The sequence below is a fragment of the Enterobacter sp. EC_64 genome (assembly GCF_019584165.1).
Lineage (GTDB): Bacteria > Pseudomonadota > Gammaproteobacteria > Enterobacterales > Enterobacteriaceae > Enterobacter > Enterobacter roggenkampii.
The window spans coordinates 1-24065 of the sequence record NZ_VDAS01000008.1 but is presented as its reverse complement, the minus strand read 5'-3'; the positions used below and the strand labels follow the sequence as shown (position 1 = coordinate 24065).

Below are 24065 nucleotides of genomic sequence, written 5' to 3'. Positions count from 1 at the left end.
CCGGATAAGGGAGATATGATGAAGCAGGCATTACGTGTAGCATTTAGTTTTTTAATGCTGTGGGCAGCAGTACTGCACGCAGAAGTACGTATCGAGATCACCCAGGGGGTGGACTCGGCACGCCCAATCGGTGTTGTTCCGTTCCAGTGGGCCGGTCCTGGCGCTGCACCTGAAGATGCCGGTGGCATCGTGGCGGCTGACCTGCGTAACAGCGGTAAATTCAACCCGTTAGATCGTTCTCGCCTGCCTCAGCAGCCGGGTAGCGCGCAGGAAGTTCAGCCTGCAGCATGGTCTGCACTGGGTATTGATGCCGTGGTTGTGGGTCAGGTTACCCCTAATCCGGACGGTTCTTACAACGTGGCCTGGCAGCTGGTGGATACCGGCGGTGCACCCGGTACCGTTCTGGCCCAGAACTCTTACAAGGTCACTAAGCAGTACCTGCGCTACGCGGCACACGCTGCCAGCGATGCGGTATTTGAAAAACTGACCGGCATTAAAGGCGCGTTCCGTACCCGTATCGCGTACGTGGTGCAGACCAACGGTGGTCAATTCCCGTATGAGCTGCGCGTATCTGACTACGATGGCTACAACCAGTTCCTGGTGAAACGCTCCTCGCAGCCACTGATGTCTCCAGCCTGGTCTCCGGACGGTTCTAAGCTGGCGTATGTGACCTTCGAAAGCGGCCGTTCTGCGCTGGTTATCCAGACGCTGGCAAACGGTGCGGTTCGTCAGGTGGCGTCTTTCCCACGTCACAACGGTGCGCCTTCGTTCTCTCCAGACGGCTCTAAACTGGCGTTTGCGCTGTCAAAAACCGGTAGCCTGAACCTGTACGTGATGGACATTGGCTCTGGCCAGATCCGTCAGGTGACCGACGGTCGCAGCAACAACACCGAACCTTCATGGTTCCCGGACAGTCAAAACCTGGCGTTTACCTCTGACCAGGCCGGCCGTCCACAAATTTATAAAGTCAACATCAACGGCGGTGCTCCGCAGCGTATTACCTGGGAAGGTTCTCAGAACCAGAACTCAGACGTGAGCAGCGACGGTAAATTTATGGTAATGGTCAGCTCCAACGGCGGGCAGCAGCACATTGCCAAACAAGATCTGGTAGCGGGTGGCGTGCAAGTTCTGTCGTCAACGTTCCTGGATGAAACGCCAAGTCTGGCACCTAACGGCACGATGGTAATCTACAGCTCTTCTCAGGGGATGGGATCTGTGCTGAATCTGGTTTCTACAGATGGGCGTTTCAAAGCGCGTATTCCGGCAACTGATGGACAGGTAAAATCACCTGCCTGGTCGCCGTATCTGTAAATAATAATTAATTGATTACTAAAGGAATCATAGAAATGCAACTGAACAAAGTGCTGAAGGGGCTGATGATCGCTCTGCCTGTAATGGCAATCGCAGCGTGTTCTTCTAACAAGAACGCCAGCAATGACCAGAGCGGCGAAGGCATGATGGGTGCCGGCACCGGTATGGACGCGAACGGCAATGGCAACATGTCTTCTGAAGAGCAGGCGCGTCTTCAGATGCAGCAGCTGCAGCAGAACAACATCGTTTACTTCGATCTGGATAAATACGACATCCGTTCTGACTTCGCTGCGATGCTGGATGCGCACGCTAACTTCCTGCGTAGCAACCCATCTTACAAAGTCACCGTAGAAGGTCACGCGGACGAACGTGGTACTCCAGAGTACAACATCTCCCTGGGTGAACGTCGTGCTAACGCTGTTAAAATGTACCTGCAGGGTAAAGGCGTTTCTGCTGACCAGATCTCCATCGTTTCTTACGGTAAAGAAAAACCTGCAGTACTGGGTCACGACGAAGCGGCTTACTCCAAAAACCGTCGTGCCGTACTGGTTTACTAAGAGAATTGCATGAGCAGTAACTTCAGACATCATCTGTTGAGTCTGTCGTTACTGGTTGGAATAGCGGCCCCCTGGGCCGCTTTTGCTCAGGCACCAATCAGTAGTGTCGGCTCAGGCTCGGTAGAAGACCGGGTCACTCAACTCGAGCGTATTTCTAACGCTCACAGCCAGCTTTTAACCCAACTCCAGCAACAACTTTCCGATAACCAGAATGATATTGACTCTCTCCGCGGTCAGATTCAGGAAAGCCAGTATCAGCTTAATCAGGTTGTGGAACGTCAGAAGCAAATCTTGTTGCAGATAGATAGCCTGAGCAGCGGTGGTGGTGCAGCAGCGCAGCCTGCCGCAGGCGATCAGAGCGGTGCGGCGACGTCTACGCCAGCGCCATCTGCTGATACGTCTGCCTCAACAGGCGCGCCTGTACAGAGCGGTGACGCGAATACGGATTACAATGCGGCGATTGCCCTGGTGCAGGATCAATCTCGTCAGGATGACGCGATTGCTGCGTTTCAGAGCTTTGTTAAGAAATACCCTGATTCCACTTATCAGCCAAATGCCAATTACTGGCTCGGTCAGTTGAATTACAACAAGGGTAAAAAGGACGATGCGGCGTTTTATTTTGCCTCAGTGGTGAAAAATTACCCAAAATCGCCGAAGGCGCCAGATGCGATGTATAAGGTTGGCGTGATCATGCAGGACAAAGGCGACACGGCGAAAGCCAAAGCGGTTTATCAGCAGGTGGTCGCAAAATTCCCGGGTACCGAAGGTGCTAAGCAGGCGCAAAAACGTCTGAATTCGATGGGATGATTATCGCATGACCAGAAATCGCGTTATTTCTGGTCGTGCAGCATGATTACTAAGCAGTTAAGTGATCTTCATCGAAATTTTTGTTGCGCAGAATTCTTAAATCAGTAATATATGCCGCCGTTGCCACGGGATATCAAACAACGTGAAAGCAGCATAAAAGTGGGTCGTTAGCTCAGTTGGTAGAGCAGTTGACTTTTAATCAATTGGTCGCAGGTTCGAATCCTGCACGACCCACCACTTAACGCAGTTCCGGCAGTACAGAGTGGGTGATTAGCTCAGTTGGTAGAGCATCTCCTTTACACGGAGGGGGTCGGCGGTTCGAGCCCGTCATCACCCACCACTCGGGTCGTTAGCTCAGTTGGTAGAGCAGTTGACTTTTAATCAATTGGTCGCAGGTTCGAATCCTGCACGACCCACCACTTTAAAGTGGTACCGAGTAAAAATCTTCGAAGTCAGCACCCGAATGGGTCGTTAGCTCAGTTGGTAGAGCAGTTGACTTTTAATCAATTGGTCGCAGGTTCGAATCCTGCACGACCCACCACTTCGAAGAAAAAAATCCCGCAAGGGGTCGTTAGCTCAGTTGGTAGAGCAGTTGACTTTTAATCAATTGGTCGCAGGTTCGAATCCTGCACGACCCACCAATGTAAAAAAGCGCCCTAAAGGCGCTTTTTTGCTATCTGCGATCTGGATGATTCGAACCTGCAGCAGGTTCGAGCCGAACGCAGTGAGGCACCGGAGCCGTTTACGGCGACGGCCCGAAGGGCGAGCGAAGCGAGTCATCCTGCACGACCCACCAGTGTAGAAAGGCGCCCTAAAGGCGCCTTTTTGCTATCTGCGGTACAACAAATGCTCCGCCCATCTATTCCCGGTGACTTTTCACGCCAGATTCGCTATCTTGTTTAGTATACAAAACACAATTGCCACGCGTTTTGCTATGTCAGGCAAATGAAAGGCAATATTGTTAAGCCCGTAAAACGAGAAGCCATAATGAGTGTGATGTTTGATCCTGAAGCCGCAATCTATCCGTTTCCGCCTAAGCCTGTCCCACTGAGCCAGGACGAAAAGCAGTTCTACCGCGAGAAGATTAAACGTCTTCTTAAAGAGCGCGACGCGGTGATGGTGGCCCATTACTACACCGACCCGGAAATTCAGCAGCTGGCGGAAGAGACCGGCGGCTGCATTTCTGACTCACTGGAGATGGCGCGCTTCGGTGCACGACATCCCGCTTCCACGCTGCTGGTTGCCGGCGTGCGTTTTATGGGCGAAACGGCAAAGATCCTGAGCCCGGAAAAAACCATTCTGATGCCCACGCTTAACGCGGAGTGTTCCCTGGATCTCGGCTGTCCGATTGACGAATTCACGGCCTTCTGTGATGCCCACCCTGACCGGACCGTGGTGGTTTACGCGAACACGTCGGCAGCAGTGAAAGCGCGGGCAGACTGGGTGGTCACGTCAAGCATCGCCGTTGAGCTGATTGAACATCTGGATAGTCTGGGTGAGAAGATTATCTGGGCGCCTGATCGCCATCTCGGCAACTATGTTCAGAAGCAGACGGGGGCTGACGTACTCTGCTGGCAGGGCGCCTGTATCGTTCATGATGAGTTCAAGACGCAGGCGCTGGCGCGCATGAAGGCGCTTTATCCTGACGCCGCCATTCTTGTGCATCCTGAATCTCCGCAGTCGATTGTCGACATGGCGGATGCGGTGGGTTCAACCAGCCAGCTTATTAACGCGGCCAGAACGTTGCCTCACAAGCAGCTCATCGTGGCGACCGATCGCGGTATCTTCTACAAGATGCAGCAGGCCGTGCCGGAGAAAGAGCTTCTCGAAGCGCCTACCGCAGGCGAGGGGGCAACGTGCCGCAGCTGTGCGCATTGCCCGTGGATGGCGATGAACGGCCTGAAAGCGATTGCCGAAGGGTTAGAAACCGGTGGTGCGGCGCATGAAATCCACGTGGATGCTGGCCTGCGTGAAGGCGCGTTAATTCCGCTTAACCGCATGCTGGATTTTGCGGCTACACTACGTACTTAATTCACTACGCCCCGGGGAAAAGATGGATTTTTTTAGCACACAGAACATTCTGGTTCATATACCGATTGGTGCAGGTGGCTATGACCTGTCATGGATTGAGGCCGTTGGTACGCTGGCGGGACTATTGTGTATCTGGCTGGCAAGCCTTGAGAAGATCAGTAATTATGCATTCGGGCTGATTAACGTCACGCTGTTTGCGATTATCTTCTTCCAGATCCAGCTGTACGCCAGCCTGCTTTTGCAGCTGTTCTTCTTCGCCGCCAATATTTACGGCTGGTATGCGTGGTCGCGTCAGAACAGCCAGCAGGAGGCAGAGCTGCAGATTCGCTGGCTGCCCTTGCCGAAAGCCATCGCCTGGTTTGTCGCCTGCGTGGTGGCCATTGGCTTAATGACCGTCTTCATCAATCCGGTGTTTGCGTTCCTGACCCGCATTGCCGTTTCGGTCATGTCCGGCATCGGCCTGAACGTGACGATGCCAGAACTCCAGCCGGATGCTTTCCCGTTCTGGGATTCCTGCATGATGGTGCTGTCGATTGCAGCGATGATTCTGATGACCCGTAAATACGTTGAGAACTGGCTGCTGTGGGTCATCATCAACGTTATCAGCGTGGCGATCTTCGCCCTGCAGGGCGTCTATGCCATGTCGCTGGAATATCTGTTGCTGACCTTCATCGCGCTGAACGGTAGCCGGATGTGGATTAACAGCGCGCGTGAGCGAGGCTCTCGCGCGCTTTCCAGCTAGTGGTCATGATGATGTGAATGACCGGACTGCGCCTCGTTAAGGTGGCAGTCCGGTCCGCTACAGGGCTGATACTCCATCTGAACGGTGGCATGGCTAATGTCGTAGTGATGTTCCAGGAAGTGCTGGATGCGATCGAGCAGCGCATCGTGGTCGTGAGGCGGGATCACCTGGACATGGAGCGTCATGACCGGTTTCTCCCCCACCAGCCAGACGTGCACGTGGTGGACATTGCGGACTTCCGGAACAGTACGGCGCAGGTTGCGCTTCAGCTCGTCGATGTCCATGGATGCCGGAGCCCCTTCAAGCAGTTCATTCACGCTCTCCTTCAGCAGCCGCCAGGCGCTGCGCAAGACCAGACACGACACCAGCACGGACAGAATCGGATCGACAGGCGTCCAGCCGGTATAGAGGATCACCAGCGCGGCGACAATCGCCCCGACTGAACCGAGCAAATCCCCCAGCACATGCAGAGCCGCCGCGCGCACGTTGAGGTTCTTTTCCTCGCTGCCGCGGTGCAAAATCCAGAAGGCCAGGATATTCGCCACCAGCCCTGCCACGGCAATCACCATCATTGTCGCCCCGGCAATCGGCTGAGGATGTCTGAAGCGCTGAATGGCCTCCCAAACGATAAGAATGGTAATGACCACCAGGGCAATCGCGTTAACAAACGCGGCCAGGGTGGTCAGCCTCAGCCAGCCGAAGGTGTGGCGCGCATTCGGTGGGCGGCGCGCAAACTGCACGGCCAGTAGGGCGAAGAGCAGGGCGGCGGCATCGGTCAACATATGTCCGGCATCGGCCAGAAGCGCCAGAGAGCCGGAAACCAGGCCGCCAATGACCTCGATAATCATAAACGTTGCCGTGACGCCAAAGGCCAGCAGCAATCGTTTAGCGTTGTCGTCGCCGGTGGCGTGGGAATGTGTGTGTGCCATGTTATCTTTCCTGATTCGTTATCGTTTTTAGTGTAGCGTTTTTAATAGGTTACTCAAAAAGAAAGGAGAGCCTTAGCTCTCCTTTTATCATTAATTTCACAGCCGGTTACTGAGTCGTACCATCTGTTTTGGTATTGGCATCATCCCCCACTTTGTCATTCGGGTCGGGACATTTGCCATCTTTACACATGGAGTTCTTATGAACTTCATCTTTGCTCATGCTGTCATGACTCATGGTGCCGGAGTCGGTACCGTTGGGGTGCAGCATGGTGCCGCCGGTGTTGGTGTTTCCATTATTGATCTGACTATTATCGACATTGTTCGGGGCGACGTTCTGTTTGGCATCAGGGGCGACCTGGCCTGCTGACGCAGCCGCGTTTGCATCACCGTTACCCGATGAGCCCGTTTCGGCCGCAAGAACGCTACCGCTGGCCAGGGTGAGGGTGGCGGTCAGGAAGAGGGTTGCCAGTTTTGTCATTTTCATCATGGTGCTCCTGTTCTTGTCGTTACGCTGGATAACTTTTTCCAACAGTGCATCTTTTTCAGAGGCGAAAGATTCCGCCATACGGACTTACGTCAGTCGGGAATCGCGTTTAAGCGTGTAAAAATGGTTGTTACAGTTAAAAAGCTTAGGTTAGATCTCGTTTTTCGCTATTTTGTGGCGATTTTTAGGCGAATTCCAGGAATTATCTGCGTGAAGTGTAAAACCGTGTTTACACTTCCTGAGCGACAAGATAGATTGAAAGGATTGCTTTCATTACTAAAGATATGGCAGAGCTGGAACGAAGATGAATTATCAGAATGACGATTTACGTATTAAAGAGATCAATGAGTTATTACCTCCTGTAGCACTCCTTGAGAAATTCCCCGCCACTGAAAATGCCGCAAACACGGTTTCTCATGCTCGTAAAGCGATCCATAAGATCCTGAAAGGTAATGACGATCGTCTTCTGGTGGTGATTGGCCCATGCTCTATCCACGATCCTGCTGCCGCGAAAGAATACGCAGCCCGTCTGCTCACCCTGCGTGAAGAGCTGAAGGATGAGCTGGAAATCGTGATGCGCGTCTATTTTGAAAAACCGCGCACCACCGTTGGCTGGAAAGGGCTGATTAACGATCCGCACATGGATAACAGCTTCCAGATCAACGACGGTCTGCGCATTGCGCGCAAGCTGCTGCTGGAGATTAACGACAGCGGGCTGCCTGCGGCCGGTGAGTTCCTGGATATGATTACGCCCCAGTATCTGGCAGACCTGATGAGCTGGGGGGCAATTGGTGCCCGCACTACTGAATCTCAGGTTCACCGCGAGCTGGCGTCCGGTCTCTCTTGTCCGGTGGGCTTCAAAAACGGTACTGACGGCACCATTAAGGTGGCTATCGACGCCATCAACGCAGCGGGCGCACCGCACTGCTTCCTGTCCGTGACCAAATGGGGCCACTCCGCCATCGTTAACACCAGCGGTAACGGTGACTGCCATATCATTCTGCGCGGCGGCAAAGAGCCGAACTACAGCGCAAAGCATGTGGCCGAAGTCAAAGTCGGGCTGGAAAAAGCCGGGCTGCCACCGCAGGTGATGATCGATTTCAGCCACGCCAACTCCAGCAAGCAGTTTAAAAAGCAGATGGAAGTGGGCGCAGATGTCTGTCAGCAGATTGCCGGCGGTGAGAAGGCGGTAATTGGGGTGATGATCGAAAGCCATCTGGTTGAAGGTAACCAGAACCTGGAAGGCAGCGAGCCGCTGGTGTACGGCAAGAGCGTGACCGATGCCTGCATCGGCTGGGATGACACCGACGCCATCCTGCGCCAGCTGGCGAATGCGGTGAAAGCGCGTCGCGGTTAATTCTGACGGCTCAAATAAAAAAGCGCGGACGGTTCCGCGCTTTTTTTATGGTCAGCGAAAATTACTTCGCTTTACCCTGGTTCGCAACGGCCGCCGCTTTCGCTGCGATTTCGTCCGCGTTACCCAGGTAGTAGTGTTTGATTGGCTTGAAGTTTTCGTCGAACTCATACACCAGCGGTACGCCAGTTGGGATGTTCAGTTCGAGAATTTCGTCTTCACCCATGTTGTCCAGGTATTTCACCAGCGCACGCAGGGAGTTACCGTGAGCCGCGATAATCACGCGCTCGCCGCTTTTCAGACGTGGCAGAATGGTTTCGTTCCAGTAAGGCACAACGCGGTCGATGGTCAGCGCCAGGCTCTCGGTGGTTGGCAGCTCAGCGTCGGTCAGTTTCGCGTAACGCGGGTCGTGGCCCGGGTAGCGCTCGTCATCTTTGGTCAGCTCTGGTGGGGTGACCGCGAAGCCGCGACGCCACTGTTTAACCTGCTCGTCACCGTATTTCTCAGCGGTTTCCGCTTTGTTCAGGCCCTGCAGCGCACCGTAGTGACGCTCGTTCAGTTTCCAGGATTTCTCAACCGGCAGCCAGGCCTGGTCCAGTTCGTCCAGCACGTTCCACAGGGTATGGATGGCACGTTTCAGCACAGAGGTGTAAGCAAAATCAAAGCTGAAGCCTTCTTCCTTCAGCAGTTTACCTGCTGCTTTTGCTTCGCTTACGCCTTTCTCGGACAGATCAACGTCGTACCAACCGGTAAAGCGGTTTTCGTTGTTCCACTGGCTTTCGCCGTGACGCACCAGAACCAGCTTAGTAATAGCCATCTCTTACTCCTCAAGCATTTTTAGAATGATAACAATTCTCATTATATTGCCGTGGCCGTGCCAGCAGCAACGCTTAACCCTAACCATAGCGAAAATAGTCTCTGAGTGTAAGATGCTTGTGAATCCAGGGTTATGATTTTGTCTGCGATCGGCGCTATTTTCAGCAAGGCGCACAGAAAAAAGCCCTCCGGAGGGAGGGCTGAATATTAATGTGGAATAAAATGATATTCCGTCACGCTAACGTACTCTTCACCCGGGCGCAGCACGCAGTCCGGCTGCGGCCATTCCGGATGATTCGGGCTGTCCGGCAGGAACTCGCTCTCCAGCGCCAGCCCTTGCCAGTCGCTGTACTCTTCGTGTTCGCGCGCCGTCGTGCCGCCGAGATAGTTACCTGAGTAGAACTGCAGGGCAGGAGCGGTGGTATAAACCGTCATCTGCAGCTTCTCATCGGTGGACCAGACCTGTGCGGCAGGTTGTTTCACATCGCCTTTAGCCTGCAGCAGGAACGCGTGGTCGTAGCCTTTCACCTTGCGCTGGTCGTCATCGCTCAGGAAATCCTGGGCGATGGATTTCGCGCTGCGGAAGTCAAAGCTGGTGCCGCTCACGTCTTTGAGGCCCTGGTACGGAATGCCCATCTCATCAACCGGCAGATACGCATCCGCCAGGATCTGAAGCTTGTGGTTCCGCACGTCGCACTGGTTACCGTCCAGATTAAAGTACGCGTGATTGGTCAGGTTGACCGGACACGGCTTGTCGACCGTCGCACGGTATTCAATGGCGATACGGTTGTCGTCGGTCAATGTAAAGCGCGCGGAGGCGATAAGGTTACCCGGGAAGCCCTGATCGCCGTCCTGCGAATCCAGCGAGAACAGCACTTCGCCGTCGTTTTGACGAACAATTTTCCAGCGACGTTTATCAAACCCGTCCGGGCCGCCGTGCAGCTGGTTCTCACCCTGGCTTGGAAGCAGGGTGTACTGCACGCCGTCGAGTTCAAAACGGCTCTTCGCGATGCGGTTCGCATAGCGCCCTACGGATGCGCCCAGATAGGCAGACTGATTAACATACTGCTCGGGCGATGCGCAGCCGAGCAGGGTTTCGCGCACGCTGCCGTCCGGCATCGGTACGCGTGCTGAAAGAAGGGTTGCACCCCAGTCCATGAGCGTAACCACCATCCCCGCGCGATTGCGCAGGGTTAACAGGCGATACGGCAGACCATCCGGTGCGAGGGTAGGTGTTTCGTTTAGCACTGTCCGGCTCCTTGTGATGCTTTGCAAACATAGAAGGTTTCTTTGATACCTGTTTTTGCTTCGTACTGCTTCGCCACGGCGTCCTGTACAGCAGGGACCAGCTCCTCAGGCACCAGCGCAACGATGCAGCCGCCAAAACCGCCGCCCGTCATGCGCACGCCGCCTTTGTCGCCAATGACCGCTTTGACGATCTCCACCAGGGTGTCGATCTGCGGCACGGTGATTTCAAAATCATCGCGCATGGAGGCGTGAGATTCCGCCATCAGTTCACCCATGCGTTTCAGGTCACCTTTCGCCAGCGCGGACGCGGCTTCAACGGTACGGGCATTTTCCGTCAGCACGTGACGAACGCGTTTGGCGACGATCGGATCCAGCTCGTGCGCCACTTTGTTAAATTCATTGAGCGTGACGTCGCGCAGGGCGGGCTGCTGGAAGAAGCGGGCGCCGGTTTCGCACTGCTCGCGGCGGGTGTTGTACTCGCTGCCCACCAGCGTGCGCTTAAAGTTGCTGTTGACGATCACGACAGCCGCGCCTTTTGGCAGGGGAACGGCTTTGGTGCCCAGCGAGCGGCAGTCGATCAGCAGCGCGTGCTCTTTTTTGCCCAGCGCGGAGATCAGCTGGTCCATGATGCCGCAGTTGCAGCCCACGAACTGGTTTTCCGCTTCCTGGCCGTTCAGGGCGATTTGTGCGCCATCCAGCGGTAAATGATAGAGCTGCTGGAACACGGTGCCGACGGCGACCTCCAGAGACGCAGAGGAGCTTAAGCCCGCCCCCTGCGGCACGTTGCCGCTGATGACCAAATCGGCGCCGCCGAAGTTTTTGTTACGCTTCTGCAGATGCTTCACCACGCCGCGCACGTAGTTAGACCACTGCTGGCTGTCGTGCGTCACAATCGGGGCATCGAGGGAAAACGCGTCCGTCTCATTACCGTAATCCGCCGCAATCACGCGAACCTGGCGGTCGTCGCGCTTCGCGCAGCTGATGACCGTCTGGTAATCGATGGCGCACGGCAGCACAAAGCCGTCGTTATAGTCGGTGTGTTCACCAATCAGGTTGACGCGGCCAGGTGCCTGAATTACGTGGGTGGCAGGGTAGCCAAATTTCTCAGCAAACAGGGATTGTGTTTTATCTTTCAGACTCATCTTTTAGACTCCTGATTCGCGATAGTGGACGTCGCTAACGGCACGCAGACGTTCAGCCGCCTGTTCCGCCGTCAGATCACGCTGGGTTTCTGCCAGCATTTCGTAGCCCACCATAAATTTACGCACCGTCGCGGAGCGCAGCAGCGGCGGATAGAAATGGGCGTGCAGTTGCCAGTGCTGATTCTCTTCCCCGTTAAACGGTGCGCCGTGCCAGCCCATGGAGTACGGGAAGGAGCACTGGAACAGGTTGTCGTAACGGCTGGTCAGCTTTTTCAGCGCCAGGGCAAGGTCGTCGCGCTGCGCGTCGCTGAGTTCGGTGATGCGCTGCACGTGCGCTTTCGGCAGCAGCAGCGTCTCAAACGGCCAGGCGGCCCAGTAAGGCACGACGGCCAGCCAGTGTTCGGTCTCCACCACGGTACGGCTGCCGTCGGCCAGCTCACGCTGCGCGTAATCCACCAGCATCGGCGAGCCGTTTTCCACGTAATACGCTTTTTGCAGGCGGTCTTCACGCTCGGCTTCGTTAGGCAGGAAGCTGTTCGCCCAGACCTGGCCGTGCGGGTGCGGGTTAGAGCAGCCCATGGCCGCACCTTTATTTTCAAACACCTGCACCCACGGGTAAGTCTGACCCAGCTCGGCGGTTTGCGCCTGCCAGGTGTTGACCACCTCTTTCAGTGCCTCAACGCTCAGCTCCGGCAGCGTTTTGCTGTGATCGGGAGAGAAGCAGATCACGCGGCTGGTACCGCGCGCGCTTTCACAGCGCATCAGCGGATCGTGGCTTTCCGGCGCGTCCGGCGTGTCGGTCATCAGGGCGGCAAAATCGTTGGTAAACACGAAGGTGCCTTTGTAGTCCGGGTTTTTATCCCCGGTGACGCGCGTATTGCCCGGACAGAGGAAGCAGTCCGGGTCGTGCTGCGGCAGGGTCTGTTTTGCAGGCGTCTCCTGCGCCCCCTGCCAGGGGCGCTTGGCGCGATGCGGAGAAACTAAAATCCATTGCCCGCTTAACGGGTTAAAGCGACGATGCGGATGATCGACGGGATTAAATTGCGTCATGACGGATCCTTAGTCCGGATAGCCTTGCGGGTGGCGTGACTGCCAGTGCCAGGTATCCTGTGCCATTTCATCAAGCGTGCGCGTAACACGCCAGTTAAGCTCTTTGTCGGCTTTGGTGGCGTCGGCCCAGTAAGCAGGCAGATCGCCCTCACGACGCGGTGCGAAGTGGTAGTTCACCGGCTTGCCGCAGGCTTTGCTGAAGGCGTTAACCACGTCCAGCACGCTGCTGCCGACGCCGGCGCCGAGGTTGTAAATATGCACGCCCGGTTTGTCCGCCAGCTGCTGCATGGCCGCAACGTGGCCGTCGGCCAGATCCATCACGTGGATATAGTCGCGCACGCCGGTGCCGTCTTCGGTCGGGTAGTCATTGCCAAAAATCGCCAGCGACTCGCGGCGGCCTACCGCCACCTGGGCGATATACGGCATCAGGTTGTTCGGAATGCCCTGCGGATCTTCCCCCATATCGCCAGACGGATGCGCACCGACCGGGTTGAAGTAGCGCAGCAGCGCGATGCTCCACTCCGGCTGGGCTTTTTGCAGGTCGGTCAGGATCTGCTCCACCATCAGCTTGCTTTTGCCGTACGGGCTCTGCGGCGTCCCGGTCGGGAAGCTTTCAACGTAAGGGATTTTAGGCTGATCGCCGTAGACGGTGGCGGAAGAGCTAAAGATGAAGTTTTTGACGTTGGCCGCACGCATGGCGGAGATGAGACGCAGGGTGCCGTTGACGTTGTTATCGTAATACTCAAGCGGCTTAGCAACGGATTCACCGACCGCTTTCAGACCCGCGAAGTGGATCACCGCTTCAATGGCGTGGTCGTGAAGGATCTCGGTCATCAGCGCTTCGTTACGGATGTCGCCTTCCACGAACGTCGGGTGTTTACCGCCAAGACGTTCAATCACAGGCAGCACGCTGCGCTTACTGTTGCACAGGTTGTCGAGAATGATGACGTCATGGCCGTTTTGCAGCAGCTGCACGCAGGTATGACTACCGATGTAACCGCTACCACCTGTTACAAGAACTCGCATATTTCGCTCCATTGGGCTTATGGTATGTAATAACCATAGCATAACAGAGACGCGAAAAGTGTGACATGGGATAAAATAGTGGAATCGTTTACACTGTTTTTAAAATCCGATTTTCAGCTACCGTGAGGCATTGTAGATCAACGGGATAGCAATGTATTAGTGCAGGTTATCTGAAAAACGGAGGGCGGTGCCCTCCGGGGATTAATCGATTTTGCTTTGCCGATAGTAATGGTGCTCACCGTCCGGAACAAACTCCAGGCGATGGGTGATGCAGGAGGGGGCATCTTCGGCATGATGTGAAACGAACAGCAGCTGCGTTTCACCTTCGCTAATCAGCACGTCCACAAAGCGGCGGATAAGCTGGCGGTTCAACGGGTCGAGTCCCTGCAGCGGTTCGTCGAGGATCAGCAGCGTAGGATGTTTCACCAGCGCGCGAACGATCAGCGCCAGACGCTGCTGCCCCCACGAAAGACTATGAAACGGCGCGTCAGCCACCCGGTTGTCCATGCCCAGAATGTCCAGCCACTGCTGGGCCAGCTTGTGCTGTTTGTCCGACACCGCCTGATAAATGCCGATGGAGTCAAAATACCCGGAGAGGATCACGTTGCGTACCGTGGTACTGACCCGGTAATCCAGATGCAGGCTGCTGCTGACGTAGCCGATATGTTTTTTGATATCCCAGATGGTTTCGCCGCTGCCGCGACGCCGACCGAACAGCGTGAGGTCGTTGCTATAGCCCTGCGGATGATCGCCGGTGATCAGGCTCAGCAGCGTGGATTTTCCCGCGCCGTTGGGACCGACAATCTGCCAGTGCTCGCCTGGATTGACCGTCCAGTTGAGGTGATTAAGGATAGCGCGATCGTCATAAGCGACCACCCCATCGCGCAGCACGATGCGCGGCTGGTGGGGATCAAGCGCGTGGCGCGCCGACGGGGCGTCGGGTTCCGGAAGGGTAATACCGTCGAGCTGTTCGCTGTGCGCGAGCTGGGCAATCAGCGCCTGCTTAAGCAGCGCGGTTTTTTCGCCGGTCTCGGTCAGGTTACAGTCGACCAGGACGCCCGCGTGCTGGATAAATTCCGGAATTTCATCAAAACGATTAAGCACCAGCACGAGGGTATATCCCTGCTGATTAAGCGACGCCAGCAGAGACGCCAGCTGCGCCCGGGACTGCACGTCAAGACCGTCGAACGGTTCGTCCAGAATAAGCAGTTCAGGTTCGCTCATCAGCGCCTGACAAAGCAGCGTTTTTCGCGTCTCGCCGGTCGAAAGGTATTTAAAGCGCCGGTTCAGCAGAGGGGTGATACCGAACTGTTCTGCCAGGCGCTGGCAGCGGGCGGGATCCTTCACTTCATCCTGAATAATTTCCGCCGTCGTACGGCCGGTATCGTCTTCGCCAGGGCTGAGCAAATCGGTGTTGTTGCGCTGCCACTCGTCGCTGACCAGCTTTTGCAGTTGTTCAAACGACAGGCGCGTCAGGCGCGTAAAGTCGCTCTGGTATTCGCCCTTGAGAAGGTTGAGCTCTCCGGCCAGCGCGCGGGCCAGCGCGGATTTACCGCTGCCGTTTGTGCCGACAAACGCCCAGCTTTCACCCGCGCGTAGCGTCAAATCAGCAATTGTCAGCGTTCGGGTATCGCTAAGACGAAACGTGCCTTGCGAAATATGCAATGATGACATGGTTTATCCCTGTTTTTGCAGCACCAGATATCAGGGATACGCACTGTCGGTAAGATTGTCAATGTGCTCAGCACAAAGTGGCGATAATCACCCGGTCCGCGTTGAAATACGCGGTGACGGCAGCACCTTCTTCTAAGTTGTCCGACTCGCTGAGCGGTACGGTCGCGCAAAGCGGCTGCCCATCTGCCAGGATCATCAGCACTTCGCACTGCGCCTGGCCGCGTTCGATATGGCTGATGGTGCCCTGCAGCTGGTTATCTGCTGTCTTTGCCGCGTCGGGATCGCGTGTGATACTGACCCACGGCGCCTTCAGGAGCACCAGCACCTCTTTCCCTTCATCCAGTTCAAGACGTTCCGCGCTTTGCGCCGTTATGGCGGCCTTCAGACGGGTGGTGCCATCGGCAAGCAGGATCTCAATATGCTGCTGTATCTGCAGATTGTCGCGCGCCGTCACCGTACCAAACCACTGGTTGCGGGCGCTGGTTTGTAGCGAGAAGCGGGAAATGGCGGCCAGCAGACTGTCCAGCGGAACGTTATCGTCATCGCTTAACGCATCGAACGCTTTTTGCTGAATCTGGGCCAGCAGATCGTAAAGCTGAATAAGACGCTGGCCATAACGCGTCACGATTGCACCGCCGCCGCCTTTGCCGCCCGTGGCTCTGTCCACCAGCGGCTGTTCGCTCAGGGTGTTCATGTCGTTGATGGCGTCCCAGGCACTTTTGTAGCTGATGCCCGCGTTTTTCGCCCCCTGGCTAATCGAGCCCGTTTGTTCTATTTGTTTAAGCAGGGCGATACGTCGCGGATCGGCGAAAAGCTTTTGCTGAAGTCGGAGTGTGAGAAGAATTTCGGCCTGCATAACAGTGTCCTGGCAAAAAGGGTATTGTGACCCAAATGGTGCAGGGCGCAAAGGGTACCGCACAAAAGGGGATGTTTTTCTCAGTTGAAAGGGTAGAATAAGCTGTTCACAATATCTGGAGAAAACCATGTTAGAGTTGTTGAAAAGTCTGGTATTCGCCGTGATCATGGTACCAGTAGTGATGGCCATCATCCTCGGTGCCATCTACGGCCTGGGTGAAGTGTTCAACGTCTTTTCGAACATTGGTCACAGAGACCAGGCTAAAAAGCAGCATTGATTCCCCACAAAACGCCCGGCTTGTCCGGGCGTTTTGCTCTCAAGATTTTCCCGTTTTCGCCGATACTCTTTAACGCACTACGCCGGTTTACCTCTTCAGCGGTACGATTAAACGCTGGGATCTCCCTGACGTTACCGTTATATTAATATGTATATAACGATACTCACAGGAGTTACAGATGGCACGTTCATGGGTACGCCTTTTTGCAGGGGCAACGTTGACGCTTTCCCTTACCGGACACGCGCTGGCGGATGAGGGTAAAATCACGGTCTTTGCGGCGGCGTCGCTGACTAACGCGCTGCAGGATATCGCGGCGGCGTATAAAAAAGAGAAAAACGTCGAGGTGGTCTCCTCGTTTGCCTCTTCCTCGACGCTCGCTCGCCAGATAGAAGCGGGCGCGCCGGCGGATCTGTTCATCTCGGCTGACCAGAAGTGGATGGATTACGCGGTGGAGAAGAAAGCGATTGATGCGGCAACCCGCGAAACGCTGCTGGGCAATAGCCTGGTTGTCGTGGCGCCCAAAGCCAGCGCCCAGGCTGACATCACCATCAACAAAGAGACCCACTGGATAAGCCTGCTGAACGGCGGGCGTCTGGCGGTGGGCGATCCGGAGCACGTTCCGGCCGGGATCTACGCCAAAGAAGCGCTGCAAAAATTGGGCGCATGGGAGACATTGTCACCGAAGCTGGCCCCGGCGGAAGATGTCCGCGGCGCGCTGGCGCTGGTGGAACGCAACGAAGCCCCGCTGGGCATTGTGTATGGCTCTGATGCCGTTGCCAGTAAGGGTGTGAAAGTGGTGGCAACGTTCCCGGAAGACTCCCACAAGAAAGTGGAATATCCTGTTGCGATTGTTGATGGACATAAAAATGCGACCGTGACGGCCTTCCGCGATTATCTGAAGGGGCCGGAAGCGTCCGCGATCTTTAAACGTTACGGATTTACGACTCACTGATGATATTGACCGATCCTGAATGGCAGGCTGTTCTGCTGAGCCTTAAAGTCTCTTCCCTGGCGGTTGCGCTGAGTTTGCCCTTTGGGATCTTCTTTGCCTGGCTACTGGTTCGCTGTCGGTTTCCCGGCAAAGCGCTGCTCGACAGCGTGCTTCATCTTCCGCTCGTGTTGCCGCCCGTGGTGGTCGGTTATCTGCTGTTAATTTCCATGGGGCGACGCGGTTTTATTGGCGAAAAACTTTACGACTGGTTTGGGCTGACCTTTGCGTTTAGCTGGCGCGGTGCGGTACTGGCGGCGGCGGTAATGTCATTCCCGCTGATGGTGAGGGCGATCCGCCTCGCGCTGGAAGGCGTGGACATGAAGCTCGAACAGGCGGCCCGTACGCTGGGTGCCGGGCGCTGGCGCGTTTTTTTCACCATCACGCTTCCCCTGACGTTACCCGGCATTATTGTCGGGACGGTACTGGCCTTCGCCCGCTCGCTGGGCGAGTTTGGCGCGACCATCACCTTCGTCTCGAACATCCCCGGCGAGACGCGAACGATTCCGTCGGCCATGTATACCCTGATTCAAACGCCGGGCGGAGAGGGCGCGGCGGCGCGGCTGTGTATCATTTCAATTGTGCTGGCGCTGGTATCGCTGCTGGTGTCGGAATGGCTGGCGCGGCTGAGCCGTGAGCGGATGGGGAAATAAGCATGCTGGAACTGAATTTCTCCCAGACGCTGGGAAACCATACCCTGACGCTCAACGAGACGCTGCCTGCAAGCGGTATCACTGCCATCTTCGGCGTCTCGGGGGCGGGAAAAACGTCGCTGATAAATGCCATCAGCGGCCTGACGCGCCCGCAGTCAGGACGGATTGTATTGAATAACCGCGTCTTAAACGACGTGGAAAACAAGGTGTATCTGTCGCCGGATAAACGCCGCATTGGCTATGTTTTCCAGGACGCGCGCTTATTCCCGCACTACAGCGTGCGCGGCAACCTGCGTTACGGCATGGCGAAAAGCATGGCCGGACAGTTTGATAAGCTGGTGACGCTTTTAGGCATTGAGCCACTGCTCGACAGACTGCCCTCGTCGCTTTCCGGCGGAGAAAAACAGCGCGTGGCCATTGGCCGCGCGTTGCTGACCGCGCCCGAACTGCTGCTGCTCGACGAACCGCTGGCCTCGCTGGATATTCCGCGCAAACGTGAGCTCCTGCCCTACCTGCAGCGCCTGACGCGAGAAATTAATATTCCAATGCTCTACGTCAGCCATTCGCTGGATGAGATCCTCCATCTGGCCGACAAAGTGCTGGTGCTGGAAGAGGGCAGCGTCAAGGCCTTCGGCAACCTGGAAGAGGTCTGGGGCAGCAGCGTAATGCACCCGTGGTTACCCCGGGAACAGCAGAGCAGCATCCTGAAGGTGAGCGTGCTGGAACACCATCCGCACTACGCGATGACGGCGCTGGCGCTGGGCGATCAGCACCTGTGGGTCAATAAGATCGACAAGCCGTTGCAGTCCGCGCTGCGTATTCGTATTCAGGCATCTGACGTCTCGCTGGTGCTGCAGCCGCCGCTGCAAACCAGTATTCGAAATATCCTGCGCGCCAAAGTCGCGGAGTGTTTTGATGATAACGGCCAGGTGGAAGTGAAGCTCGAGGTGGGAAGCCGAACGCTCTGGGCGCGCATCAGCCCGTGGGCCAGGGATGAGTTAGGGATCAAACCCGGCCTGTGGCTTTACGCGCAAATTAAGAGCGTCTCGATCACCGCCTGATTACAGCAGGTGGGTATAAATATACTGCGCGATGCTGTCGGTGGTGTTGTCGCCAATCACCACGTTAGCGCGCGCTTTTACCGCGTCGTCGGCATTGCCCATCGCCACGCCCGTACCGACGGCTTCCAGCATGCTGATGTCGTTGTAGTTGTCGCCGAAGGCGATCGCGTCCTGCATTGACCAGCCCTGTGATTCCACAAACTGCGTCAGACGCTTGCCTTTGCTGTTGCCTTTGCGGGCAATATCCACCTGATCGTGCCAGGACCACTCGCACTCCAGCCCCAGCGTTTCCTCGACGTGCTTCGCGAAGGTATTCAGTTTGGTCGTGTCTTCATCCGTCAGGGCGAATTTCCAGATAGCCTCAACGTCCTGGGCTGCCTGACGCAGGGAGGATACCTGGGTAAAGACCGGACGCTGCGCTTCAGGCAGGGACAACGCCCAGTTGCTGGTGCGCACCACGTGGCCGGTAGGGCGCTCGTAGACCATTGCGTTATCCACATACATCAGGCCGTGAATGGCATGCTCATCCAGCAGATCAATCAGTTGCAGCGCCTGAGGAACCGGCAGCGGGTCGGAGGCTAAAACCTTTTTTGCCTGATAATCATACAAATGTGTTATGCTTATACAAACAAAAATTAGAAGGTTTAACATGAAAAAAGTATTTGTGTATCATCGTGTTAGCTCGGATCAGCAGCTCGACGGGTCAGGTATCGCACGCCAAGCTGAACTATTAGAAGGCTACTTAGAGCGTACTGGCATTTGTGCGGAAATGGATGATCCAGCCCCAGTAGTACTATCGGATCAAGGTGTCTCAGCCTTTAAGGGTTTAAACATCTCTGAGGGTGAGTTAGGGGCATGGATGGAACAAGTACGTAATGGTATGTGGGATAGTTCTATATTGGTAGTGGAATCTATAGACCGCTTTAGCCGCCAGAACCCGTTTGATGTGATGGGTTACATCAATGCTCTAATGGCACATAACGTAGCTATTCATGATGTAATGGCTAACATAGTTATCAGCCGTAGTAATTCTAAAGATCTACCTTTTGTAATGATGAATGCTCAACGGGCATATGATGAATCTAAGTATAAAAGTGATCGTATTCGTAAAGGGTGGGCGAAGAAACGCGAACAAGCATTCAACAAAGGTACTATAGTAACTAATAAACGTCCTCAATGGATCGAAGTAGAAAATGATAAGTATGTGCTTAATCATAAAGCGGCAGTAGTTAAAGAGATATTTGCTCTTTATCAAACTGGCATGGGATGCCCCACGATTGCTAAACAACTTCAAACGAAAGAAGGTGAGCAATATAAATTTAATCGTCCGTGGACTGGTGAACTTGTTCATAAGATTCTTACTAATCGCCGTGTAACTGGTAAGATTTTCATTTCAGAAATCATCCGTAACCATGATGATATTGAAAATCCAGTAACTCAGAAAAAGTACGATATGGACGTGTACCCTGTAGTGATTAATGAAGAAGAATTTGAATTAGTACAGGAATTGCTAAAGTCTCGTCGTCCTAATGCTGGACGTGTTACCGTGAAGAAAGACGGACAGGAAGAAGTACTGATTAAAAGTAATTTGTTTAGTGGTATCGCTCGTTGTACTGAATGCGGCGGGCCAATGTATCATAATGTGGTTCGTGCTAAACGTACACCAAAGAAAGGCGATCCAAAAATCGAGGAATATAGATACATTCGTTGCCTCAATGAACGTGATGGACTTTGCGAAAATAAAGCTATGACCTATGAAACAGTAGAGCGTTTTGTAGTAGAGCATTTATTAGGCATGGATCTAAACACTGTGATTAAAGAACAAGAATTCAATCCTGAAATTGAAGTGATACGTATTCAAATTGATCAAGTTAAGGATCAGATCACTAACTATGAAAATGGTATTGAACGGCGTAAAAGTGCTGGTAAAGCTGTCTCTTTTGAAATGCGGGAAGAATTGGATGATGCCAAGTTAGAATTAGAACAGTTATTAGCACGTCAGGCTTCATTAGCTACAGTACAAGTAGATTTACCAGTACTACAGGATGTTAACGTTACTGAATTATATAATGTGAATAACGTCGACATACGCACACGTTATGAGAATGAACTTAACAAGATTGTTTCTAATATTCGTCTAAAGCGTAACGGCAATTTTTACACAATTGACATTATCTACAAGCAGAACGAGCTGAAAAGGCATGTCCTTTTTATAGAGAATAAGAAGAAAGAACAAAAGTTAATCAGTGAGGTGATCATTGAAAATGTTGATGGTGCTAAATTCTATTACACACCATCTTTCGTAATTAGTGTTAAAGATGGTGAGATCCGTTTTCAGCAGACTAAAGAAGATCTTACAATCATTGATTATTCGCTATTGCTGAACTATGTAGATGCTGTAGATCGATGTGATGCCGTAGGTGTTTGGATGCGAAACAATATGAGTTTCTTATTCACTAAGTAACGAGTATCCTAAACATAAAACGAAAGAAACCTCTTAATTGACTTGTAACGTCAGCAGAGCCATCAAAAATGCGATTTTAGAATCTTGCTTCAGCCGTGAAGATTTTTTGAAAAATACAAAGTTGAGTAATGATAGTATTTCTCTTTTAAAAATGTAACTAACAATCGTTACATGTATTTTTGTGATAAATCTAACGTTACTTCCAAAGTACATAGTGATGCACTTGAAAGTAGTCTATAGTTAAATTGACAATAATAATAATGTAGTATCAGTTGAGTAGTTAGCAGTACTTTGATGATAGTTGTCATGGGACGTAAGCGAAATACGATACATTTTTTTGCCCTGCTAGTATTTGATGGTATTAGCAGGGTGTATTTATGTTTGAACACCACTAGTAAAGCTAACTATTTATAACGTTGAATAGTCAAGCCATCATAAATCGCAAGGCAGACTATGTAACTTTCCGATAAGTATTTGATTATTTTAAAAACAAGATTTTACGTTTTAAGTTTAATTTTGGCCTCGTGTACGTTCGTATGCGGGGCTTTTTCGTATATGGTAATGCGTTGGTGTGGGTTTGTAATAGAGCCTCTCAAAACGCGTCACAGCAAAGATTTGCGTTAAGTGATTCGTGAGGGTGACTGATATTAGGCGATGTGAGATTTTTCTTGGTGAAAAAACCTTCTATTTGATATAATACCAATCAAGCCAAAACTCCTGTTGGTGAAAGGTAGAGGTTGCCGCCTCTACCGTTTGCCGACGGTTGAAGGTACATTACCTTCTTATAGCCCCTGAAAAGATTCAGGGGCTATAGTATTGAAATGTTCCAACCTGGTATGTTCATATCAGTACTTCTATTACAATAACTCACATGATTACGCCTCTTTATATAAATAAATGTATACAATACAGGAGGCGTATACATGCTAAAGCCATTAATTGAAATCTTTCTTTTCCCAATCTACACAATACTAGTATTGATGTTTATGATTCTCACAGTACTAGCACTTCCACTAAAGATACCATTTGTAGAACGTCACGTAAGACAACACATAAATAAAAGTACTGATAAATTACGAAAGAAAAAGTCCTAAGAATTTTGGAACGGGTGATTTTTTCACGGTATAATGTAGGTATCTATAAAATATTTGGGACAGACGCAAAAAATGTCCTATAATATTGATGTGGCTTTCTGAGTGATCGAAAATGTTCACCTAGCCGAACTGCGAAGCATAATTCCATTTCTCCAGCCATCAGAGACTAAATAGATGGTAACATTATAATTCTCCTATATTGCTAAAGTATAGCCCCCTAAAAGGGCTATCTTTTTTGCTTGGGATAAATAACGTATACGTATACAAATCACATGAGTTAATTAAATGAAGAATAATAAATCTAAGGATAGAAAAGATAACGTAATAACCGCACGTTTATCTAATTCACAGGTTGAAGTACTAAAAAAATTGATTGATGAAGGTAAGGTATCAAAAGGTACTCTATCTTCTGCTGTAGGTTACTTAATTGATCAGTACATTGTACTAAACAGTAAGTAATTAATTGGTTGTCTACTAACCACACAATAAGTAGAAACGCGATTACAGGAAGTAACGCGGGTAATATGGAAGTTATATATGAAAATATGGAAAGAAACGAAATATGAATATTATGTAGTAAGTAATGAAGGTGATGTATTCAATACTAAGACAGAAACACTACTAAAGCTAACCCCTTCAAAATCTAATGGGTACTACAAAGTAACACTATCTGTCAAAGGTGGTGATAGTAGAACTGTAGAAGTTCATCGACTAATCGCAGAAACTTTTATTGAACGTGATGAATCATTGAAATTAGTTGTTGATCATATTGATGGTAATCCTCTAAACAATCACGTGGATAACCTACAATGGATTACACAAAAAGAGAATATGGCAAAAGCGAAAAATAAACGTAGCTGGAATAGATTCACCGAAGAAGAGAAAGTACAAATTATTGATGCGTGGAATACTGGAAAGTACTCATACATTGGGATTACATCCTACTTCAATCAACTATGGAACCGAAATACTACACGACATAGTTACACAAGAATTATCAAACAAGCATAATAACTTAGGGGCTATCATGTAGGAGTGACAGCCCCATATTAAGGGGGAATTATAATGGCGAGAAAAGAAACAATACACAATAATCAAATGATCCAGAATGAACTACGTTTCATTTGCTTTAATTCACTATCTAGTGAAGCAAAAGAAGTAATGCGTGGAATAATCCAGGAAAGTACTTTTCTAGGTAAAAACCGTGTACCGGAAGAAGATGTATTTGCGATAGTAAAGAATGCTCCTGAATTCAGTGAAGTTATGGTATTTGAACATCTAAAACTATTCAGACTGAATAAAAATCAAAACTATCCAGATAGTAAATCATCGCGTGAAAAGTACAAACGCATAGCAACCCTAGTATCACAGGCGTTTGAAGTACTAGGGAAGGTGCGAATAAGCGGGGAAATTCTTCTCGGCTGACTCAGTCATTTCATTTCTTCATGTTTGAGCCGATTTTTTCTCCCGTAAATGCCTTGAATCAGCCTATTTAGACCGT

The 24065-nt window shown here is 52.3% G+C and carries 23 protein-coding genes, 5 tRNA genes, 1 other RNA gene and 1 pseudogene; 20 read left to right on the top strand and 10 right to left on the bottom strand.

Going from position 1 to position 24065, the window contains the following annotated elements; all coding sequences use genetic code 11:
- The first annotated feature begins 18 nt into the window (after positions 1-18).
- From tolB to pnuC, 11 genes are all read left to right on the top strand, one after another.
- Positions 19-1311 (top strand): Tol-Pal system beta propeller repeat protein TolB, encoded by a 1293-nt coding sequence (gene tolB, locus FHC52_RS08185; RefSeq protein WP_008501103.1) that lies wholly within the window; start codon positions 19-21, stop codon positions 1309-1311.
- 35 nt (positions 1312-1346) lie between these two features.
- Complete coding sequence (gene pal / locus FHC52_RS08180) at positions 1347-1868, top strand: peptidoglycan-associated lipoprotein Pal (protein WP_003858578.1); 522 nt, start codon at positions 1347-1349, stop codon at positions 1866-1868.
- A 9-nt stretch (positions 1869-1877) separates the two neighbouring features.
- Positions 1878-2675: a cell division protein CpoB gene (cpoB, locus tag FHC52_RS08175; protein WP_021241013.1), complete on the top strand. Its 798-nt coding sequence runs from the start codon at positions 1878-1880 to the stop codon at positions 2673-2675.
- Positions 2676-2836: 161 nt separating this feature from the next.
- Positions 2837-2912: transfer RNA gene (locus FHC52_RS08170), tRNA-Lys, on the top strand.
- Between the two features lie 27 nt (positions 2913-2939).
- Positions 2940-3015: transfer RNA gene (locus FHC52_RS08165), tRNA-Val, on the top strand.
- 3 nt (positions 3016-3018) lie between these two features.
- Positions 3019-3094 (top strand) — tRNA-Lys (locus FHC52_RS08160).
- A gap of 46 nt (positions 3095-3140) precedes the next feature.
- A tRNA-Lys gene (locus FHC52_RS08155) sits at positions 3141-3216 on the top strand.
- Positions 3217-3240: 24 nt separating this feature from the next.
- A tRNA-Lys gene (locus FHC52_RS08150) sits at positions 3241-3316 on the top strand.
- Positions 3317-3342: 26 nt separating this feature from the next.
- Positions 3343-3471: non-coding RNA, RtT sRNA (locus tag FHC52_RS08145), on the top strand.
- A 191-nt stretch (positions 3472-3662) separates the two neighbouring features.
- Complete coding sequence (nadA, locus tag FHC52_RS08140; RefSeq protein ID WP_023293004.1) at positions 3663-4706, top strand: quinolinate synthase NadA; 1044 nt, start codon at positions 3663-3665, stop codon at positions 4704-4706.
- A 22-nt stretch (positions 4707-4728) separates the two neighbouring features.
- Positions 4729-5448, top strand: a complete 720-nt coding sequence (gene pnuC / locus FHC52_RS08135; protein ID WP_023293003.1) for a nicotinamide riboside transporter PnuC — start codon at positions 4729-4731, stop codon at positions 5446-5448.
- Here the strand turns inward: pnuC and zitB are convergent.
- Complete coding sequence (gene zitB, locus FHC52_RS08130; RefSeq protein WP_032674380.1) at positions 5445-6377, bottom strand: CDF family zinc transporter ZitB; 933 nt, start codon at positions 6375-6377, stop codon at positions 5445-5447. The two genes, pnuC and zitB, sit on opposite strands and share 4 nt — an antisense overlap.
- Before the next feature lie 106 nt (positions 6378-6483).
- On the bottom strand, positions 6484-6861 hold the full coding sequence (locus FHC52_RS08125; protein WP_032675988.1) for a YbgS-like family protein: 378 nt from the start codon (positions 6859-6861) through the stop codon (positions 6484-6486).
- A gap of 304 nt (positions 6862-7165) precedes the next feature.
- On the opposite strand from FHC52_RS08125, the gene aroG reads away from it, so the two are divergent.
- A complete protein-coding gene (aroG, locus tag FHC52_RS08120) occupies positions 7166-8218 on the top strand; it encodes a 3-deoxy-7-phosphoheptulonate synthase AroG (protein WP_008501110.1) in 1053 nt (350 codons plus the stop codon).
- A gap of 61 nt (positions 8219-8279) precedes the next feature.
- Here aroG and gpmA read toward each other — a convergent pair whose 3' ends face one another.
- The 7 genes from gpmA to modE all read right to left on the bottom strand — a co-directional run bounded on the left by gpmA (position 8280) and on the right by modE (position 16027).
- Positions 8280-9032 carry a 2,3-diphosphoglycerate-dependent phosphoglycerate mutase gene (gene gpmA, locus FHC52_RS08115; protein ID WP_008501111.1) on the bottom strand — a complete coding sequence of 251 codons (753 nt, stop codon included), beginning with the start codon at positions 9030-9032 and terminating at the stop codon, positions 8280-8282.
- Between the two features lie 206 nt (positions 9033-9238).
- Positions 9239-10279, bottom strand: a complete 1041-nt coding sequence (gene galM, locus FHC52_RS08110; RefSeq protein WP_021241010.1) for a galactose-1-epimerase — start codon at positions 10277-10279, stop codon at positions 9239-9241.
- The gene (gene galK / locus FHC52_RS08105) at positions 10273-11421 is read right to left on the bottom strand and encodes a galactokinase (RefSeq protein ID WP_021241009.1); all 1149 of its coding nucleotides are present in this window, start codon (positions 11419-11421) and stop codon (positions 10273-10275) included. Before galK ends, galM begins: the two co-directional genes overlap by 7 nt.
- Before the next feature lie 3 nt (positions 11422-11424).
- Positions 11425-12471, bottom strand: coding sequence for a galactose-1-phosphate uridylyltransferase (gene galT, locus FHC52_RS08100; protein WP_126287705.1), 1047 nt, complete (start codon positions 12469-12471; stop codon positions 11425-11427).
- A gap of 9 nt (positions 12472-12480) precedes the next feature.
- Positions 12481-13497, bottom strand: a complete 1017-nt coding sequence (gene galE, locus FHC52_RS08095; protein WP_008501115.1) for a UDP-glucose 4-epimerase GalE — start codon at positions 13495-13497, stop codon at positions 12481-12483.
- Between the two features lie 201 nt (positions 13498-13698).
- The gene (gene modF, locus FHC52_RS08090) at positions 13699-15171 is read right to left on the bottom strand and encodes a molybdate ABC transporter ATP-binding protein ModF (protein ID WP_126287703.1); all 1473 of its coding nucleotides are present in this window, start codon (positions 15169-15171) and stop codon (positions 13699-13701) included.
- A gap of 67 nt (positions 15172-15238) precedes the next feature.
- Positions 15239-16027 carry a molybdenum-dependent transcriptional regulator gene (gene modE, locus FHC52_RS08085; RefSeq protein WP_126287701.1) on the bottom strand — a complete coding sequence of 263 codons (789 nt, stop codon included), beginning with the start codon at positions 16025-16027 and terminating at the stop codon, positions 15239-15241.
- A 127-nt stretch (positions 16028-16154) separates the two neighbouring features.
- Between modE and FHC52_RS08080 the strand changes: the two genes are divergently transcribed.
- The 4 genes from FHC52_RS08080 (at position 16155) to modC (ending at position 19006) form a co-directional block, all read left to right on the top strand.
- Positions 16155-16304, top strand: coding sequence for an AcrZ family multidrug efflux pump-associated protein (locus FHC52_RS08080; RefSeq protein ID WP_008501118.1), 150 nt, complete (start codon positions 16155-16157; stop codon positions 16302-16304).
- Between the two features lie 178 nt (positions 16305-16482).
- On the top strand, positions 16483-17256 hold the full coding sequence (gene modA / locus FHC52_RS08075; protein WP_032656274.1) for a molybdate ABC transporter substrate-binding protein: 774 nt from the start codon (positions 16483-16485) through the stop codon (positions 17254-17256).
- Positions 17256-17945, top strand: coding sequence for a molybdate ABC transporter permease subunit (gene modB / locus FHC52_RS08070; protein WP_023326931.1), 690 nt, complete (start codon positions 17256-17258; stop codon positions 17943-17945). The genes modA and modB overlap by 1 nt, the downstream gene beginning before the upstream one ends.
- A gap of 2 nt (positions 17946-17947) precedes the next feature.
- Positions 17948-19006, top strand: a complete 1059-nt coding sequence (gene modC, locus FHC52_RS08065; protein ID WP_048026984.1) for a molybdenum ABC transporter ATP-binding protein ModC — start codon at positions 17948-17950, stop codon at positions 19004-19006.
- Here modC and FHC52_RS08060 read toward each other — a convergent pair.
- Positions 19007-19624: pseudogene (locus tag FHC52_RS08060) on the bottom strand (pyridoxal phosphatase); the annotation flags it as partial.
- A gap of 31 nt (positions 19625-19655) precedes the next feature.
- Here FHC52_RS08060 and FHC52_RS08055 point away from each other — a divergent pair.
- The 4 genes from FHC52_RS08055 to FHC52_RS08040 all read left to right on the top strand — a co-directional run bounded on the left by FHC52_RS08055 (position 19656) and on the right by FHC52_RS08040 (position 23989).
- Positions 19656-21470 carry a recombinase family protein gene (locus tag FHC52_RS08055; protein WP_045357791.1) on the top strand — a complete coding sequence of 605 codons (1815 nt, stop codon included), beginning with the start codon at positions 19656-19658 and terminating at the stop codon, positions 21468-21470.
- A gap of 1379 nt (positions 21471-22849) precedes the next feature.
- Complete coding sequence (locus tag FHC52_RS08050) at positions 22850-23023, top strand: hypothetical protein (RefSeq protein ID WP_164085561.1); 174 nt, start codon at positions 22850-22852, stop codon at positions 23021-23023.
- 78 nt (positions 23024-23101) lie between these two features.
- The gene (locus FHC52_RS08045) at positions 23102-23575 is read left to right on the top strand and encodes an HNH endonuclease signature motif containing protein (RefSeq protein WP_048619581.1); all 474 of its coding nucleotides are present in this window, start codon (positions 23102-23104) and stop codon (positions 23573-23575) included.
- A 54-nt stretch (positions 23576-23629) separates the two neighbouring features.
- A complete protein-coding gene (locus FHC52_RS08040) occupies positions 23630-23989 on the top strand; it encodes a hypothetical protein (protein ID WP_220420019.1) in 360 nt (119 codons plus the stop codon).
- Positions 23990-24065 lie beyond the last annotated feature (76 nt).